At 70.1% G+C, this 17,563-nt stretch carries 13 protein-coding genes; 5 read left to right on the top strand and 8 right to left on the bottom strand.

Annotated elements, in window-relative coordinates; genetic code table 11:
* The first annotated feature begins 260 nt into the window (after positions 1-260).
* From wecB to JS756_RS33015, 3 genes are all read left to right on the top strand, one after another.
* Entirely contained in the window at positions 261-1,589 is a 1,329-nt protein-coding gene (gene wecB, locus JS756_RS33025) for a non-hydrolyzing UDP-N-acetylglucosamine 2-epimerase (protein WP_307791335.1), read from the top strand.
* A gap of 427 nt (positions 1,590-2,016) precedes the next feature.
* Positions 2,017-2,751 carry an O-methyltransferase gene (locus JS756_RS33020; protein WP_205386953.1) on the top strand — a complete coding sequence of 245 codons (735 nt, stop codon included), beginning with the start codon at positions 2,017-2,019 and terminating at the stop codon, positions 2,749-2,751.
* 361 nt (positions 2,752-3,112) lie between these two features.
* Positions 3,113-4,291 (top strand): glycosyltransferase family 4 protein, encoded by a 1,179-nt coding sequence (locus JS756_RS33015; protein WP_205386952.1) that lies wholly within the window; start codon positions 3,113-3,115, stop codon positions 4,289-4,291.
* 70 nt (positions 4,292-4,361) lie between these two features.
* Here the strand turns inward: JS756_RS33015 and JS756_RS33010 are convergent, their stop codons facing one another.
* Both JS756_RS33010 and JS756_RS33005 read right to left on the bottom strand, forming a co-directional pair.
* Positions 4,362-5,774, bottom strand: a complete 1,413-nt coding sequence (locus tag JS756_RS33010) for a lipopolysaccharide biosynthesis protein (RefSeq protein ID WP_205386951.1) — start codon at positions 5,772-5,774, stop codon at positions 4,362-4,364.
* 263 nt (positions 5,775-6,037) lie between these two features.
* Positions 6,038-7,381, bottom strand: coding sequence for an O-antigen ligase family protein (locus JS756_RS33005; RefSeq protein WP_205386950.1), 1,344 nt, complete (start codon positions 7,379-7,381; stop codon positions 6,038-6,040).
* Positions 7,382-7,699: 318 nt separating this feature from the next.
* On the opposite strand from JS756_RS33005, the gene JS756_RS33000 reads away from it, so the two are divergent.
* Positions 7,700-8,722: a glycosyltransferase family 4 protein gene (locus JS756_RS33000; protein WP_205386949.1), complete on the top strand. Its 1,023-nt coding sequence runs from the start codon at positions 7,700-7,702 to the stop codon at positions 8,720-8,722.
* Between the two features lie 128 nt (positions 8,723-8,850).
* Here JS756_RS33000 and wecC read toward each other — a convergent pair whose 3' ends face one another.
* A complete protein-coding gene (gene wecC / locus JS756_RS32995; protein ID WP_205386948.1) occupies positions 8,851-10,092 on the bottom strand; it encodes a UDP-N-acetyl-D-mannosamine dehydrogenase in 1,242 nt (413 codons plus the stop codon).
* A gap of 118 nt (positions 10,093-10,210) precedes the next feature.
* Positions 10,211-10,981, bottom strand: coding sequence for a WecB/TagA/CpsF family glycosyltransferase (locus JS756_RS32990; protein WP_240204723.1), 771 nt, complete (start codon positions 10,979-10,981; stop codon positions 10,211-10,213).
* 563 nt (positions 10,982-11,544) lie between these two features.
* Between JS756_RS32990 and JS756_RS32985 the strand changes: the two genes are divergently transcribed.
* Positions 11,545-12,414, top strand: a complete 870-nt coding sequence (locus tag JS756_RS32985; RefSeq protein WP_205386946.1) for a class I SAM-dependent methyltransferase — start codon at positions 11,545-11,547, stop codon at positions 12,412-12,414.
* Positions 12,415-12,790: 376 nt separating this feature from the next.
* Here the strand turns inward: JS756_RS32985 and JS756_RS32980 are convergent, their stop codons facing one another.
* The 4 genes from JS756_RS32980 to JS756_RS32965 all read right to left on the bottom strand — a co-directional run bounded on the left by JS756_RS32980 (position 12,791) and on the right by JS756_RS32965 (position 17,161).
* Positions 12,791-13,417 (bottom strand): cytochrome b/b6 domain-containing protein, encoded by a 627-nt coding sequence (locus JS756_RS32980; RefSeq protein WP_205386945.1) that lies wholly within the window; start codon positions 13,415-13,417, stop codon positions 12,791-12,793.
* On the bottom strand, positions 13,401-14,147 hold the full coding sequence (locus JS756_RS32975; protein ID WP_205386944.1) for a molybdopterin-dependent oxidoreductase: 747 nt from the start codon (positions 14,145-14,147) through the stop codon (positions 13,401-13,403). The genes JS756_RS32980 and JS756_RS32975 overlap by 17 nt, the downstream gene beginning before the upstream one ends.
* Before the next feature lie 267 nt (positions 14,148-14,414).
* Complete coding sequence (locus JS756_RS32970) at positions 14,415-15,947, bottom strand: APC family permease (protein ID WP_205386943.1); 1,533 nt, start codon at positions 15,945-15,947, stop codon at positions 14,415-14,417.
* A gap of 257 nt (positions 15,948-16,204) precedes the next feature.
* Complete coding sequence (locus tag JS756_RS32965) at positions 16,205-17,161, bottom strand: hypothetical protein (RefSeq protein WP_307791332.1); 957 nt, start codon at positions 17,159-17,161, stop codon at positions 16,205-16,207.
* Positions 17,162-17,563: the final 402 nt, after the last annotated feature.

The following is a 17,563-nucleotide window of genomic DNA, read 5'->3' as shown; positions in this document are numbered from 1 at the left end:
GCCTTACGAGAGAGGGATGCACGGCCTGCGGGACACCGTATGGACGGCTGCGCACCCGGGTGGCCGTCGGTCCCGCATCAACGGACCAGACGGACCAACATCTCCATACGCGGGAGTGATCATGCCGACGGCATGACGGAATTCTCCACGCATTGGCGGTTCGCTGGTGCCCGAACAGCTCTGCTTCCGCTCCGGAGAACAGGGCCACGCATGCGCCACGGCCCCGAGTGCGGACGAGCGCCACTCGGAAGGAGACTCGGGTGAAACGACTGATGGCCGTCTACGGAACCAGACCGGAGGCCATCAAGATGGCACCCGTCATCGAGGCGCTCCGCCGGTCCCCGATGTTCCGGTCGACGGTGGCGGTGACCGGTCAGCACCGTGCACTGCTCGACCAGGTGCACACGTTGTTCGGCATCCGCGCCGACCACGACCTCGACATCCTCACCCGCCGCCAGTCCCTGTGCGACATCACCGTTCGCGTCCTCGACGGGATCTGCCCCCTGCTGCAGCACGAGCGCCCGGACGCGGTTCTGGTCCAGGGCGACACGACGACGGCGTTCGCCGGGGCTCTGGCCGCTTTCTACACCAGCGTCCCCGTGGTCCACCTGGAGGCCGGACTGCGCACCGACAACCGGTGTGCGCCCTTCCCCGAGGAGATCAACCGCCGGCTGGTGACCCAGCTGGCATCGCTGCACCTGGCGCCCACCGGGCACGCGCGGGACAACCTGCTGCGGGACGGCGTGCCCGCCGCGTCCGTCGTCGTCACCGGCAACACGGTCATCGACGCCCTGCGCTGGGCGGTCGGGCGGAAGGCCGACTACGGGGATCCGGCTCTGGCCGACCTGGACGACACCGCCCGCAGGGTGCTGCTGGTGACGGTCCACCGCCGTGAGTCGTGGGGCCGTGCGATCGAGTCCGTCGGAGGCGCCCTCGCCGATCTCTCCCAGATCGAGCCGGACTTGCTCATCGTGCTGCCGCTGCACCCGAACCCGGTGGTGCGGGCGGCGATCCTGCCGCACGTGGGGCGCCTGGAGAACGTGCGGCTGACGGAACCGCTCACCTACGCGGCCTTCGCCCGGCTGATACACCGCTCGCACCTGATCCTCACCGACAGCGGCGGCATCCAGGAAGAGGGGCCCGGCCTGGGCAAGCCGGTACTGGTCATGCGGAACAGCACAGAACGACCCGAGGCGCTGGAGGCCGGTACGTCCCGGCTGGTGGGCACCGATCGGGAGCGCATCGTGAAGGAGGTGCGACGGCTCCTGCACGACCGGCAGGCGTACGCCACGATGGCACAGGCCGTGAACCCGTACGGGGACGGCCGCGCCGCGGACCGTACCGTACAGGCGATCGGGCACTGGCTGGGGCTGTGCGGGCGTCCTGCGGAGTTCGGCGGGACGTCGCATCCCGTGTGTGCTGCGGCGTCAGCGCCAGAGACCGCGGGGGTCGACCACGGCCGTGCCGCCCATCGCGGTTCGCTCGACGCTGCGGAAGGTGTCGTGGCCGACGAGGAGTACGACGATGCCCGCGTCCCGCAGGGCGGTGACGATGCCGACGAGTTCGACCCGGCCCAAGTCTGCCGGTGACTCGCGCACCAGCAGCCGACCGGCCCGGCGTCGGCGAGCCATGTGAGGTGTCACGGGGGCGGGACTCTCCCTCAGGCCGTCGGTGTTCGTCTTGAACACCCGACCCAGGAAGGCGATCACCGGGCCCCTGAACCGTCCGGCGGACCGCACGGCCTCGCCGATCAGTTGGTCGGGCCGGTCGTCGTCGGCCTCACGGGCGAGCCGGACGAGCCGCGGCTGCCGGGGCGCGGCGGAGACGATGAGCCGGGGATCCCAGGCGATGCAGTGCCCGCGGGCTCCCGGGCCCGGCCGCGGACTGTCGACGCGAGGGTGACGGTTGGCCAGGTCGACGACCTCCGCGGCGAGCGTGCCGCGTGGCGCACGAGCGGCACAGCACGGTATGGAGAAGCATAGGGGGTGCCAGGTTGTCAGATACGAACGGAGTTCCATGTCGGACCAGGTCATGCAATCCGCGATGTACCGGCGGTTCAGGCGCGGTTACTTGTTCCTGCGGTACATTGTTTTCGCCGGATCGATCATCTGTCTGGGGAGCCAGCGGAAGCATCTGCTGAAATGGATTCGCTCGGTTACCCCCGGCTATCTTCTGCGTGCTCCCTCTCCCTGGCTCACCTTTGACGCCATCAGCTATCTGGAGGATCAACCCCTCGCCGGGAAGAAGATCTTCGAGTACGGCAGCGGAGGATCGACGCTCTACTGGCTCTCGCGGAATGCAGAGTGTGTGAGCATCGAGCACGACCGTCGCTGGTACGAGACCCTGCGCCCGCTCCTCACCAGGGGCACCGTCGACTGCCGGCTGGTCATGCCGAGGCCGCTTCCGGGCGATGCTCTCCTGAGCGAACCCGATGATCCCGCAAGCTGCCTGTCGTCCGACGAGCGCTACCACGGGTATTCCTTCGAGGAATATGTCTCGCAGATCGATGAATTCCCGCCGGAGCACTTCGATCTGGTGCTGATTGACGGAAGAGCACGCGCGTCCTGCATCCGGCGTGCCGTATCGAAGGTGCGGCCTGGCGGGATGCTGGTGGTCGACAACAGTGAGCGTCCGGACTACTTCCGCCGCACCGGCGAGGACCTGAAGGGCTTCCAGAAGCACTCCTTCCCCGGAGCCAGTCCGAGCACCTTCATCTGGACCCGGACGGATGTCTTCGTCAAGGATGTGTGAGAGGTGACAGGGACCCCGGTTGTCCAGTTGGCGATCCCACTCGTCAGCGCCTGGACGGCTGGGCCCTGTTGCTCCCGGTTCGTGCCGCGTGGGTGGCTGCTGAGCTGCCTCCAGTGCCACAACAGGCAACGTTCGCCCCGTCGCGACGCCCGGCACGCTCCCCCACTGCCCCGAGGGGCGCGGGCGGTGCCCCGACCCGCCGAACCGGGCTCCACACCCGACATCGCCGCCACTCGGATCCATGCGTTGCCCGTGTCGTGCGAAGCGGCCGCCGGCGGACTGCAGCGGAAGCTGTCGGAGTCGTCCAGTTGCACGCGTCCCGTGGGCCGAGCAGCATGCCGATCGACCAGGAGGAGCCGGTATGAACCGTCCGAGGATCACGATCGTCCAGCCCTGCATCCCGCCCTACCGCCTCCCCTTCTTCAGACGCCTGGCAGCCGACCTGCACGAGCAGCTGGGAGCGGAACTGACCGTCGCCTACGGCTCCCGCCCCTACGTCTCTCGCGCCGACGGCGACGCCGAGGGCCGCGATGTCGAGGGCGCCGTACCGCTCGTCGAGCGTTCCTGGCGGATCGGCGGCCTCCCTGTCCGCCTGCGGCGGCTGGGCGACCTGCCCCGGCGTTCGGACGTGGTCATCGTGGAACAGGCCCTGCAGAACCTGGAGACGTATTATCTGCTCGCCAAAAGGTGGTTGGACGCTGCGCGAGGCCGATCCGGGCCGGCCGTGGGCATGTGGGGCCTGGGCCGCAACTACAAGCAGGTCCCTTTCCCGATGGAGTCGGCCAAACGTCTCCTCACCCGGCAGGCGTCGTGGTTCTTCGCCTACACCCTGGGCGGCGCCCGCCATGTCGCCGGTCACGGCTTCCCTCCCGGCCGCATCACCGTCGTCCGCAACGCCACAGACACCACAGCCCTGGTGGCGGCCCGCAACGCCGTCACCGATCAACAGGTCCGCACGTTCGCCGAACATCATCACCTGGTCCCCGAACGCACCGCCCTCTACCTCGGTGGGCTCCACGCGACGAAACGCATTCCCTTCCTGCTGGAGGCAGCCGCACACATCGTCCGCCGTATGCCGGACTTCAGGCTCCTCGTCGTGGGCGACGGCCCCTACCGCCCGGTGGTCGAGGCGGCGGCCGCACGCGGAGACGGCGTGGTGCATCTGGGCGCCGTCCACGACGAACGCCGCGCTCTGTTCGGCGCGGTCTCACAGCTCATGCTCGTACCCGGAACCGTCGGCCTCTGCGCGGTCGACTCGTTCGCGCTGGGCACACCGGTGGTGACGACCGACTGGCATTGGCGCAGCGCAGAATTCGAATACCTTCAGCACGGCCGCAACGCCCTGGTGGTCTCCGGGGACCCGCAGCAGTATGCCCGGGTGGTACTCCAGACACTGTCCGACCCCCAGCGAGTGGCTCAGCTGCAACAGGGCTGCGCTTCTGACGCCCACCGCTACACGGTGGAACAGATGAGCGCCCGGTTCACCCAGGGCGTGGCCGGGCTGCTGGACCTGCACACGTCCACGGCTTCCCGCTTCTGACCGTCCGACGTGATCGCCCTGGTGGCTGCACCGTGAAGGACCCCAGCCGCTCCGCCGCGCAGCCGTGGCCTCACGCCCGGCGGTGGGCGCGGATCAGGCTGGGTACGAGGACGACGAATGTGTAGGACAGGACCGAACCGATGACGGGGCCGTGCGCACCCAGTTGAGCGAGCGGGATGGACAGGGCGATGTTCGCCACGGTCATCAGGCTGAAGGCGATCGCCTGGAAACGCAGCCCTGAGGCGTCGGTCGACCACATGTTGGCCGGATAGCTGGCGGCCCGGACGAACAGCAGTGCCGCGAAGGCTGCCATGAGGTCGGTTCCCACACGGACTTGTCCGTGCAACATCCAGCTGCCCAGGACGGGGCCGACGACGATCAGGCCTGCACCCATCACCAGACCGCCCAGTGCGAAGTACACGGTCAGACGGGCGAGATGTTTCCGGGCTGAGCCCTCGGCCTGTCTCCGCTGGGCGAACAGCGCCCACAGCGGCAGGGCGGCGGCGGCCAGCAGACTGGTGGCGGGTGAGAAGAACTGGGCCCCGGCTGAGTACTGGGCGACTGCGTTCGCGTCGTCCATGTGGCTGAGAACGAGCCGGTCGGTGCCGTACGCCACGACGGTGGCCGCGGTGATGACGGTCATCGGCACGGCGAGCTGAGCGAACGGAATCTGGCTGCTCGAGCTGTGACGTGCACTTCGGACGACGAGTCGCAGCAGCGGCAGGCCGGTCAGCCGACCCGTCACCACCATGCTCACCAGCCCCGTGAGCAGCTGCGAGAAGAAGGCGGCACAGATGAAGACGGCCGTGGAAGCGCCCACCGAGGCGGCGGCCATCACCAAGGCGCTCTGCAGGACACTCCCGGCCCCCAGCAGGAGGAAGGCCACGTCGTTGCGGTTCACCGCCAGCAGCACGGCTCTGCCTACCCCCAGCGGCACGGAACAGCCGTACAGCACCGCAGCAACTGCGGCCACCACGTTCGACCCCGGCTGCGCGGCACTGCCCAGCACCCGGTCCCACATCCCCAACAGGCCGAGCGCCACTCCCGCCAAGGCGATGGCGACTCCGGCCCCCAAGAGGTTGCGCGCCGCGGTGGACACCGTCCTGCGCACCAACGTCCGCTCGCGTGACTGGTCGCGTGCGCAAGCCTCCACGATGGCGGCACCGGCTCCGAGATCGGTGACGGGAAGCATGGCCGGCAAGGTGGTGACCAAGGTGAAGAACGCGTACCCGGAAACCCCGACGGCCCCGACCACGGAGTGGGACATCACCAGGTTCGTGACGGCAGTCACGGGAAGCGTCACCGCCCGCGCCCCCACCGACCGGGTGAGGGAGCTGATCAGACGCGCCCCGCTCTTCCCGCCACCCTGTCCCGGCGTGTCGGCCGCCGGTTCGAGTCCACCGCATGCGGGCGTGTCAGCGGCGTCCAGACCGACCGGTGCTGCCTTGCGTGTCAGGCCGAACGGCTGGTCGGCTGCTTTCACCTGTATGCGGTCCCTTCGGTTTCAGGCCGGACCCCGCAATCAGCGCGGTGCCAGAGAGGCAGACGCGTGAGGGGCATGCACTGCGAGGCAGCCCGACGGGCGATCCCGTGCACCGTGGAGCCCTCTTCTGGAACGCACTTGTGCTGCCCCACAGCGTAGGCGGTTCATCTCCGATCCACCCGTGTTCTGGATACGTGTCGCCCTTGCTGAAAAGTCAGCGCCCGTACAACATCACCAGTCAACCAGGGGGTCTTGGGGGATCGTCACACACTGCTTGAGGAAAGGACCGGAACTCCCTCGCCCTTTTCCGGTGCCACCCGTTGCTCTGTCCGCGGTTGTGCCGCGCCTGCGGAATCTGTCGCATCCTTGTCGGCGATACTGAGCCCGACGACGGCACCGAGCGGCAACATCGCGTAGTAGTAGATCAAAATGTTGTCGGTGATCATCACCACGCCGGTGGCAAGGAGAGCGAGAAGGGCTGCGTAATGGGGTCTTGCGTTGCGGCCGGCATTCCTGCGGGCCAGCAGGGCACAGCGCGCGATGAGGCCGAAGAAGCAGATGACCCACAAACCCAGTCCGACGAGGCCGAAGTCGTGCCAGATCCGCAGCCAGTCGTTGTGCGGTTCCCCTGAGGTCCTGACGAATTGACGGACGAAATTGGTTGCGCTCCCGCCCCCGAACCCGACCCATGGACTGTCAGCCGCATGATCACTCACGACCGACCAGAGCAGGTCCCGGCCCGACACGTTCACCACAGCGCCCTCCACGGGGACCATGTCGCCGGTGAAGAAACGGTCGTGAAGAACCTGGATATGCATCAGTCCGGCGTATCCGGCGGCTGCGACCACCGACATCCGCAACAGGTACCTCACCCTGCGGGCTCCGCTGGTGCTGCACAGCGGAGCGCACGCGAGGAGCAGGCCGGCCACCACCATGGCCGTACGCGACCCGCTGAACACCACCTCGACGAAAAGCGCATAGGGCAGAAGACGAGCGGCCCACCCCGATCCGCGGCTCAGCGGAATGGCCACCGCCATGATGAGTGTGGCCTCAATGGCGAACGACCGGGCGGCGAACACGCCCTGCGCGCCGAACCCGAACCGCATCAGGTCCACCGCGTAGATCCCGGCCCGTGCCCAGCCGACAGCAATCACCGCGCGGGAGAAACGGTGGGCGTCCCCGCTCCTGGCGCAGGAGGCCACCAAGAGGACCGTGCTGACGAACAGGAAATAGCAGGCCAGATTCTGCGCGCCTTGAACCGTGAAGTTCTGCAACGCAGTGTCGAGGACTGTCCAGCACATGAACATCCACAGAATCACGTGCACCCAAGCTGCCGATGTGTGGCGCTTCCTGTTCTTTGGGGCGCCGCCATGGATGAACTCCGCGTGTTTGCCCGGCAGGGAGTCATCGGCGTCACGGAAAAGGGGAAGGGTCACCGTGAGGAGCACCCAGAGGAATGTGAGCAGAGTCGTCACGACCGCGGACAAGGTGACCGACGGGGCGAATTCGACCGCACGGCCGGTGTCTCCGGCCAGAAGGGTCAGCAGCGCTGCTGCCGCAGCGAAACAATGACCACGCTGGGCCGTCGCCCCGGTCGTTTTCATCATGACGCCTGAGTGTGGCACGGCGGTGGCTTCCTCGCCGGGAGGCGCCGCGGCAGGTCGCGTGAGGCGACAGTCGCTGCCCGCAACGTGTCGCACTGGACCCGCTCATACGCAGGTGGTCTGATGGTCCAGGTGAACACACTGCTGCGTAGAAGGCCGGCCGTAGCGCCGCTGTTCTGACCGGTTGACTTCCCTCGGGCCCGGTTGTGTTGGGCACTCTTCACAAAGAAATCGGCAATGATTCATCTCGCCAAGAGGAAAACGTCCGCAAGGCCCAAGCCGAAGGTCCTGGTTCTCAGACACCGGGCAGACCTGGGTGGTATGGGGCGCGCAGCGGAGTTCTTCACCCCGATCCTTCAGGCCCACTGCCGGGTGGTGGGCGTCGTATGCCTCTCGGCCGACCGGGCCGGCAAAGACTTCGACGCACGCTGGTCGGCCAAATTCCGCGCCACCACGGGTGCGGTGTGGCGCTGTGCCGTCAGGCTGCTCACCGCTTCACCCGACGCTCTCTACCTGCCTGTCTCCCAGGGGGGACTTCCGCTCTGCCGCGACTTGCTGATCGTCACGCTGGCCAGGATGTTCGGGTGTGCCGCGGTCGTGCACCTGCACGGGTCGCAACTGCCGGCCCGGCTTGCCTCGAGCCGCGTGCTGCGCGCACTGCTCACCGGGGCGCACTGGATCGTCCTGAGTGAAGCCGTCGCGGCGGAACTGCGTGCCAGCGGCTGCCGGGCACAGTCCGTCGCCGTGGTGAGGAACCCGGCCCCCCCGATGAGCGCGCCGCCCGAGGCGAGCGCGCCGGGCGACGCGCTGTGCGTCGGCTGGCTCGGCACGATGTGTCGGGCCAAGGGCTTCGACATCGTGTGCAGATCCGTGCGACGGCTCAAAGACCGGGGCCTGCCGTTGACGTTCACCGTCGCCGGTCTGCGCCTGGACGGTTCCGCCGCTGACATGGCGTGCGTGGACGAGGACCTCGGCGTCCTCGGACCGGGCCAGGTCGTTGCGTTCTGGCGCAGTGCCGATGTCTTCGTGCTGCCCGCCCGCTGGGCCGAAGGCCTTCCCTTCGTGCTGCTCGAAGGGCTGCAGGCGGGGTGCGTCGTCGCCGCCACGCGGTCTGCCGGGGCTGCTGAACTCTTCGGACAGGGGTGTGTCGAGTCCGTCGACAGCACGGTGGACTCGGTCACCGGATTCCTCCAGGCGTGCACCGCCGACCTGGAGGCGATGAGACGCCGCCAACGCAAGGCTTGGCTGGATCTTGCGCCCCTGTATGAACCCACATGCGTCGAGGAGTCGTTCGTGCGGTTCTGGCAGGACAACGTCCGCCAGAAGAGGGAACGCTCCCGCTGACGCCCAGGACGCCGACGATGCGTCAGCCACCGGGCAGATCACTGACAGGGGCTTCGCCGACGTTCACCCCGCCGAGACGAAGTCAGGAGCACCGCGGGCGACCCGTGCCGGCCGGCTTCCCGCCGCCGTCAGTGCCACAGGCCGCGCGTGTCGAAGACGGCCTTCCCCCGCAGCGTGGTCCGCTTGACCCCACGGAAGGCGTCGTGGTCGACGAGCAGGGCGATCAGGTCCGACTCGCACAGGGCCGTCTCGAGGTCGACGAGCTTCGCCTGCCCGGTGTCCGCAAGGACGGACGGTAGCTCGGTGATGTGCGGCTCGGCCACCAGCAGACGGCCCACCCCCTGACGGGCGAGTTCCGCCGTGATGTGCAGCGCGGGACTCTCCCGCAGATCGTCCACGTTGGCCTTGAACGCCAGCCCCAGGCAGGCGATCACCGGGTCCTTGAAACGCGCCGCGGTCCTCGACACCTCCGCGATCACATGAGCGGGCTTGGCGTCGTTGACCTGCCGGGCGGTCTTGATCAGCCGCGCCTGCTCACCTGCCACGCTGACGATGAACCACGGATCGACTGCGATGCAGTGCCCCCCGACCCCCGGGCCCGGCTGCAGGATGTTCACCCGAGGGTGCCGGTTGGCGAGCGCGATCACCTCACCGGTGTCGATGCCCAGCGTGTCGCAGATCATCGAAAGCTCATTGGCGAAGGCGATGTTGACGTCCCGGAACGCGTTCTCGCTCAGCTTGGCCATCTCGGCGGTGGTGGCGTCCGTGACATGGCACTGCCCCTGGGTGAACAGCTCGTACAGCCCCTTCGCCCGCGCACCGCAGCATTCGCTCACCCCGCCGATCAGACGGTCGTTGGTGACGATCTCGATCATGATCCGGCCCGGCAGAACGCGCTCGGGGCAGTGCGCGACATGCACGTCGGCGGCGGCGCCCTGCGTGTGCGGGAAGGTCAGGTCCGGCCGCCGCTCGGCCAGCCACTGCGAGAGCCGCAGCATCGTGCCCGGCGGCGACGTCGACTCCAGCACCACCAGCGCGCCGGGCCTGAGCACATCGGCCACCGATGCCGCCGCGTCCCGCACACAGGACAGGTCCGGTTCGCGGTCCTCGCCCACGGGAGTGGGGACGGCGATGATGAACGCGTCGGCGGGTTCGACCTCGGTGGTGGCGCGCAGGCGTCCCATGGCCACCGCGCCGCTCACCGCGACGGCGAGGTCCGGTTCCACGAAGGGCGCCTGCCCGGCGTTGATCAGGTCGACCGTGGCCCGGTCGACATCCACACCGATGACGTCCACTCCCTTGGTGGCCAGTGCGGCAGCGGTCGGCAGCCCGATGTAGCCGAGCCCTACAACGGAGACAGTGCTGAACACGCGCGTTCCTTTCGGGGAGTACGTCACTTCGTCTTGAGGGGGTACGACATCTCGTCACGCAGGAGGGCCGGAGGCGGGCCGTCACCGAGGGGACTGGGAGTCCAGGCGCGCCACGGCACTACCCGCGCGGGTTGCGTCGCGCCAGGGCCTCGCGGAGGACCAGCAGGACGAACGCGGTGTTGCCCACGAGATAGCGGGCGAACAGCCGCCCCGGCTCCTGCAGGAGCCTGAAGAGCCACTCCAGGCCGGCGCCGCGCATCCACCCGGGCGCACGCGCCCTGAGCCCGGCCACCACGTCGAAGGACCCGCCGACGCCCACCGCCAGACCGCAGTTCAGGTCGGCCAGATGCCTGGCGAGGAAGTACTCCTTGCGCGGCGTCGGCACCGCGAGGAAGAGGAGGTCGGGACGGGCTCCGCGTACGGCGGCGACGACCTCCGGTTCCTGCTCGCGCGACCAGTAGCCGTCGCGGTATCCGACCACGTCCACCCCCTGGCGCGTGGCGATGGCCGCCACCTGGCGCACCACCGCGGGCTCGGCGCCGAGCAGGAAGACCCGGTAGCGTTCACGCGCCGCGCGGTCCCACAGCGCCAGTATGAGATCGATGCCGGTGACTCGTTCGGGAAGAGGGTGCCCGAGCACCCGGCCCGCCCACACGACGGACTGCCCGTCGGCGTTGACGAGCGAGCAGGAGCGAATGATGCGCGCCAACTCGGGATCCCGCCGGGCCCTGACGACCTTCGCCGCATTCACCGAGACATGTTGGTGAGGTCGCTCGTCGGCGATCAGCTGCTCGGCCGCGGCGACACTTTCCGCCAGGGTGAGCGCGTGCACCGGCAATCCGCAGACGGGAACCGGCGCCGTCTCGCTCGAACGGCCCGGTCGGTTCATCGGCGCAAGAACATTGTCTGGCCCCATAGCCTCCGCCTGACAGTGGACGTGTCCGTCACACTAAGTGCCGTCCGAGCCCGGACGGCCGCAGGATGCGCAACCCGCCGAGACCGCAACTCGAACGGGCCAGTGCACTCGACGCCGGTCGGACACGACGCAGAGGGGAAGGCCCCGCAGGGAGCACCCCGGGCAAAGGCCACGCGGCGAAGAGTCAGGACGACCGGAAAGGGCGATTTCCTGCATCCGGCCGGCCGACCGGCGCGCCTGCCTGCACGGCGCCCGGCGTACCGCGCGATAGCCAGGTGCGCATGCACCAGTGCGGCGATCCCAGCGGGAGGCGAACCGTGAAGCGGGCCACGACCGTCCACGGCACCCGTCCCGAAGCGGTCGACACGGCTCCGGTCGTCGAAGCACTGCACGCATCGGCCCGCTCCGAGCCGCCGGCCGCCGTCACCGGGCGGCACCGGTCCGTGCTCGACCAGGTGAACCGGCTCGTCGGCAGACCCAGTCGGCCGACGGCCCCCGTTGACCCCCGTATGTGCATGCGAACGGCAGGAGAATCCGTGATTGAGCCGGACATCAAGGAGTTCTGGTCCGACCACCCGTGCGGAGACAACGTCTTCGGAGCGCCGGGCGGCGACCAGCGGCAGGACTACGAGGAGTTCTTCTCACGCTACGACGCCGCCAAGTACCGGCTCGAATCGCACATTCCTGCGTGTCTGGACGGACTGGGCGTCCTGGGTCGACGCGTTCTGGAGATCGGGCTCGGACAGGGCTCCGAGGCCGAGCAGTTGATCCGCCGAGGCGCTCGGTGGACGGGAGTCGATCTGACCGGGACGGCGGTCAGAAGAACGGGCACCCGCCTCGCACTGCGCGGGCTGCCGTACGACGGGCTGCACCGGGCCAGCGTTCTGGACCTGCCGTTTCCCGACCGGTCCTTCGACCTGGTCTTCAGTCACGGGGTGCTCCACCACGTCCCCGACATCCGCCGGGCCCAGCGGGAGATCCGTCGCGTCCTGAAACCCGGCGGGGAGCTGGTGGTCATGCTGTACGCCCGCTGGTCCCTCAACTACCTCGTCTCGATCGGGCTGTTGCGGCGGATGGTGCTGCTGGCGGCCCACCCCGTGGCACGGCTGGGCGGGCTGCCCCACCCCAAGGGGCTCCTCGGCGACCACCTGGAGAACGCGCGCAGGCTCGGGCTCGCACGGTATCTGCGCATGGGGACCTTCATCCACAGCAATACCGACGGGCCGCACAATCCGTATGCACAGGTCTACGACGTCCGAAGGGTTCGCCGGGACTTCCCGGACTTCGACGTCCGCCACGCCGAGAAGCACTTCCTGCATGCTCCGCCACTGCCCGTGCACGGCCTTGGCAGCGGGAAGGCACTGGGGTGGCATCTGTGGGTCCGTTTGACGCCGCGCGCCCGCTGACCGGGGCAGGTGTCCTCATCCGAAGTCGTACCCGCCCCGGTCGGTGACCGGGAGGCACCCGGCGCGCCGGTGACGTCGGCCGGGTTCGCGGACCCCAGGAGCTCCCGGTCGCCCGTGGACGGCGCCGCCCGGCAGCCGCACAGCGACCGACACGAGCGCCGATCTCCGGTGCCGCGGCAGGCAGCGTCTGCCCGTCACAAAGCGGCGTCCGGTGCCTGCTCTCAGCACGCCGGCCGGAAGTCCTCGTCCGGGGCAGGCGCGAACCGAGGCGCGGGACCGGGAGGACGAGAGCGGGCGGCGGGTACCAGCGGGCGGGCTCACCGACGGTGGTGCCTGCCCGTCGCGTCCGCGGCCGGGGCGCGGAGCGGCACCGTCGTCAGGGGCGCCACAGGGGGTGCTCCCGTTCGGCCCACTCCCGGTCGACCGCGCCGGTACGCAGGCCGCGCCGGGCCTCCGGGTCGGCGAGGGCCATGCCGATGTGCCCGGCCAGGACGACGCCGATGGTGAGGGCCAACCAGTCGTGGACGAAGGTCGCGCTGGTCCGCCACATCAGCGGCGTGAGATGGGTGAACCACATCAGCAGTCCGGTGCCCAGCATCACCAGCGAGGCCCCTGCGATCCAGGCGGCGTAGATCTTCTGCCCGGCGTTGAACTTGTCCGCGGGCCGTGACGCGTGCCGCCGGTCGCGGCGCAGCGCCGCGCGCAGCCAGCGCCGGTCGTGCGCGCCGAAGCGGTTGAGGCGGCCGAGGTCGGCGCGGAAGGCCCGGGACGCCAGACCGGCCAGGACGGGTACGGGCAGAGCGATCCCGGCCCACTCGTGGATGCGGACGACCAGTTCACGACGCCCGACGAGTTCCGCGAGCTGCGGCAGGTACAGGCAGGCCGCCGTGACCACACAGGTGCCCATCAGGACGGCGGTCGTGCGGTGGATCCAGCGCTCGGCACGGCTGAAGCGGGGCAGGCGCACGGTCTTCGGGGCGGAGGCGTCAGCTCGTAGGGGCATCGTCGCGTCCGTTCGAACGGCCCACCCAGGCGTCGACGTCGTATCCGCGCTCCTCCCAGTAGCCGGGCCGTACTTCGTCGGTGACGGTGATGCCGGAGAGCCACTTGGCGGACTTGTAGAAGTACATGGGGGCGACATAGAGGCGAACGGGGCCGCCGTGGCTGTGGCCCAGGTCCTTGTCCTGCATGCGCAGCGCGACCAGGACGTCGGAGCGGCGGGCCTGGTCGAGGGTGAGGCTCTCGGTGTAGGCGCCGTCGAAGCAGGTGAAGCGGACGGCTCTGCCCTGCGGCCGGACGCCCACCGCGTCGAGCAGTCGGGAGAGGCGGACCCCTTCGAAGGGCGTGCCGGGCACGCGCCATCCCGTGACGCACTGGACGTCCTTGACCAACCGGGTCTGGGGCAGTTTGCGCAGGTCGGCCAAGGTGTAGGTGGTGGGGCGGTGCACGAGCCCGTCGACCGTGAGGCGGTAGTCCTCGGCGCTCTTGTGCGGCACGGACGAGGTGACCGAGTAGTAGCGGAAGCCGCCGCCGTTGGGCAGCAGTCCGGTCAGGCCGGTGGGGTCCTTGTCGGCGGCGTTGCCGAGGAAGGCCTCCAGGCCGCGTTGCAGGGTGGGCGCGGTGAGCACACCCAGAGCGCCCAGGCCGAGGGTGCCGAGGAGGACGCGGCGGCCTATCGGCTTGCCCTGCGCGGGCGGCTCGTCCGGGGGGTCCGCTGGTTGTTCGGGGTTCACCCTGCCATTCGAGCACTCGCGGCCCCCGCCGGAGAAGGGATCCCAGCGGCTCGTCAGGGTTCCGTAACCACTTCGCGCCCGTTCACGTGCACGGGCGGAGCCGGGCCCGGGGCGGAGAGCGGGAGCGTACACGGAAGGCGGGGCGGGCCCGCACCGGAGCGGGGGGCCGCTCGGTGCCGGAACAGGCCCGCCCGGGGCGGGCCGCTCGCGCGGGGCCCGGAGCCGCACCGGGTCGTGGCCCGGCGCGGGCTCAGGGCGGGTGCGGTCTCAGGAGGAGGCCTCACGCTCCAGCCGGAACGCCTCGTTGCCGAGTCCGATCCGGGCGTGCGCCTCGGGGTTGCGGGAGCGCAGCAGCAGGCCGAGGACGAGCCCGGCCACGAGCGCGGCGCCGACGACGGCAGGCAGGATCCAGCTGAGGGCGGATCCGGGCCCCGCTCCGACCAGGACGTCGAAGTCCTTGACCGTGTAGCCGGCGAGCACCAGCAGGGCGAGGCCGGCGAGTGCGGAGGTCGCCAGTCGCCAGGCTTGGGCGCCGGCCGCGCCGCGCCGGGCGAAGAAGACGATCACGGACAGGGAGGAGGCGGCCATCAGCAGGGTCACGCCGAGGGCACCGAGATTGCCGCACCAGGTGAACAGGTGCAGCACGGGCGCCGTCGGGTCGCCCGCGGGGCCGTCGTCGGCGACCGCGAAGGCGGTCACGACGATCGCCGCCACGACCGTCTGGAGCAGGGAGCCGATGCCCGGGGCGCCGCTGGTGCCGTTGGTGCGGCCGAAGGCGCGGGGCAGCAGTCCCTCACGGCCCATGGCGAACGCGTACCGGGAGACGACGTTGTGGAAACTGAGCGTGGCGGCGAACATGCCGGTCACGAAGAGCACGTGCAGGACGTCGGTGAAGGCGGCGCCGAGCCGGGACGAGGTGAGCGTGAACAACAGGCCGGCGCTCTCCTCCTGCGCGGTGCCGACGATCGAGGAGGGGCCGGTGGCGACGGTGAGCGCCCAGGAGCTCAGTGCGAAGAACACCGCGACGGAGCCGACGGCGAGGAACATCACGCGCGGCACCAGGACGTGCGGCCTGCTGGTCTCCTCGGCGTAGACGGGGGCCTGCTCGAAGCCGGTGAAGGCGGCGATGCAGAAGCACAGGGCGGTGGAGACGCCGGCGCCGGCGAGGGTGTCGGGGTTGAAGGCGTGCAGGGAGAGGCCTTCCGCGCCGGGGTCCGTCAGCGCCGCGAAGTCGAAGACGACGACCAGGGCGACCTCGATGACCAGCAGCACACCGAGTACGCGCGCGTTGACGTCGATCTTCAGCCAGCCGAGCGCGCCGACCACGGCGACGGCCACGAGCGCCGGGATCCACCAGGCGATCTCCAGGTCGGCGTACGTGGCGAACAGGCCGGAGACCTCGAAGCCGAAGATGCCGTAGATGCCGACCTGGAGCGAGCTGTAGGCGACGAGGGCCACGAGGGCGGCGCCCGCACCGGCCGTGCCGCCCAGGCCGCGGGCGATGTAGGCGTAGAAGGCGCCCGCGTTGTGGACATGGCGGCTCATCTCGGCGTACCCGACGCTGAACAGGACCAGGACGGCGCCGAGGGCGACGAAGAGGAGGGGCTGGCCGACGATGCCCATCACCGCGAATGTGGTGGGCATGACACCCGCGACCACCATCAGCGGGGCGGTCGCGGCGAGGACGGAGAGAAGCAGCCCTCCGGTGCCGAGGCGGTCGGCACGCAGGGCGCGCTCCCGGCCGAGGTAGGTGCTGATGTCGGCGGTGGGGCGACCGGGGCTCGAACGGCCGATCGTCATCGGTGGTGTCCTTCTCTCGTGGGGGGCCATCTGTCGGAAACGGCCGGTGGCGGCCGGTGGCACACGGTCGATCGGGTCGGGCGGTCGGGTGAGGCAGTCGGCCGACGGGGCGTGGCGGGCGGCGGCCGCTCGACCGCGGGGTTGCCCGCGGTCGGTTGAAGTGGGCGGAGGTGGGCGGCGGGGCGGGGGCGGTCGAGGGGAGGCGGTCGGTTCGAGGTGGTGGGGCGAGGGGTCGACGGGAGGGCGGCGGTCGGGGTTCAGCCCGTGCCGAGCGCACGGTCGCGGGCGGCACGGAAGGCGGCGAGGGGGTCTCGGTCCGGATAGGACCAGGGCTCGGGGGTGGCGTGGTCGCCGATGCGGTGGAAGAGGGCCGCTGCCTCGGCCCCGCGGCCCTCACAGACCTTGGCGTGGGCCAGGAAGTTCAGGTCGACGAGACGCCGGGGGTGGCCCTCGTGCTCCCACTCGAGCCACCAGTCGAAGGCGGCCTTCAGTACCTGCCGGGCCCGGCGCCCGGCCCAGTGCCCCGACGCCACGGGATCGCCGGGTTCGACCCCGGCGGCGGCCAGGACACGGTAGCGCTCGGCGTGCGCGACGACCGGCAGGACCGCGAGCGGGGAGTCGGCGGGGGCGCCTTCCGCGGCCCAGGCGGCGAAGTCGTAGACCTCGTGCAGGGGGTCGGGGCCGGCGTCGGCGCGCCGCTCGGCGAGGCGGGCGATCATCAGATGGTGGGCGTGATGGTGGTCGGTGTGGCGGGCGCGGACCTGCTCGAAGGCACGTACGAACCCCGCGTCGTCGCCCGTCCGGCGCTCCAGCATCAGCAGACCGAGCCAGGGGGTGGGGTCGCCGGGGGCGAGGGCGGCGGCGACGCGGCAGGCCTCGCGGGCGCGGGTCGGCTTCTCCTTGCCGCGCAAGCAGTGCCGGACCAGCGCCACGGCCAGCAGCGCGGCGGCATCGGCGGAGTCGGGCTCGGCGAGCAGCCAGTCCCTCGCCCAGGCGGCGCAGTACGGCTCCCTGGCGAGGACAGCGATGCGGTGGTCCCGGCGGTCCCAGTCGTCGCCGGTGCGGGTGAGCAGCGTGCGGACGACCTGCCAGCGGCCCTGGGCCAGCGCGGCGCGGGCGGCGCAGAGCTCGACGTCGTCGAGTGCGGCGTCGAAGACCTGGGCCGGACGCCTGCGGACGCGGCCGAGCGGAGGCGGAGGCGGGGGTGGGGACACCGCGGGACTACCTCGTGTTCCTATGTTCCTCGTACGGCCACTGGCGTCGGTCCCGCCGGCGGCGCTCCTGTCACCCGATGACGCCGGTGGCCGCCAGGGGGCGTTGTCGCTGTTGCCGTTGATGCTCGTCCTGCCCGTGCGGACATCGGCCCGCGTTCAGTCGATCACGCACAGCAAACCCGCCGCCAACACTTGACGTCAAGGGCCGACGGCGCAGTCGGAAGGTCAACCACCCCTGGAATGGCGGGAATTGATCGATCGGGCGTGGCACCGCGCACCCGGCGGCCGGAAGCTTGGACCCCACCGGTGTGACGTACGCCATAGCGAAGCCGGAGCCGGCGTCCGACCATGGCGGGACTCAGCCGCCCGTTTCCGGGGCCTCCCCGGAGACGGTTCTCTCCG

The sequence above is a fragment of the Streptomyces actuosus genome, from assembly GCF_016921115.1.
Taxonomy (GTDB): Bacteria; Actinomycetota; Actinomycetes; order Streptomycetales; family Streptomycetaceae; genus Streptomyces; species Streptomyces actuosus_A.
The sequence above is the reverse complement of the archived record's forward strand: the minus strand, read 5'-3'. Positions and strand labels throughout refer to the sequence as shown.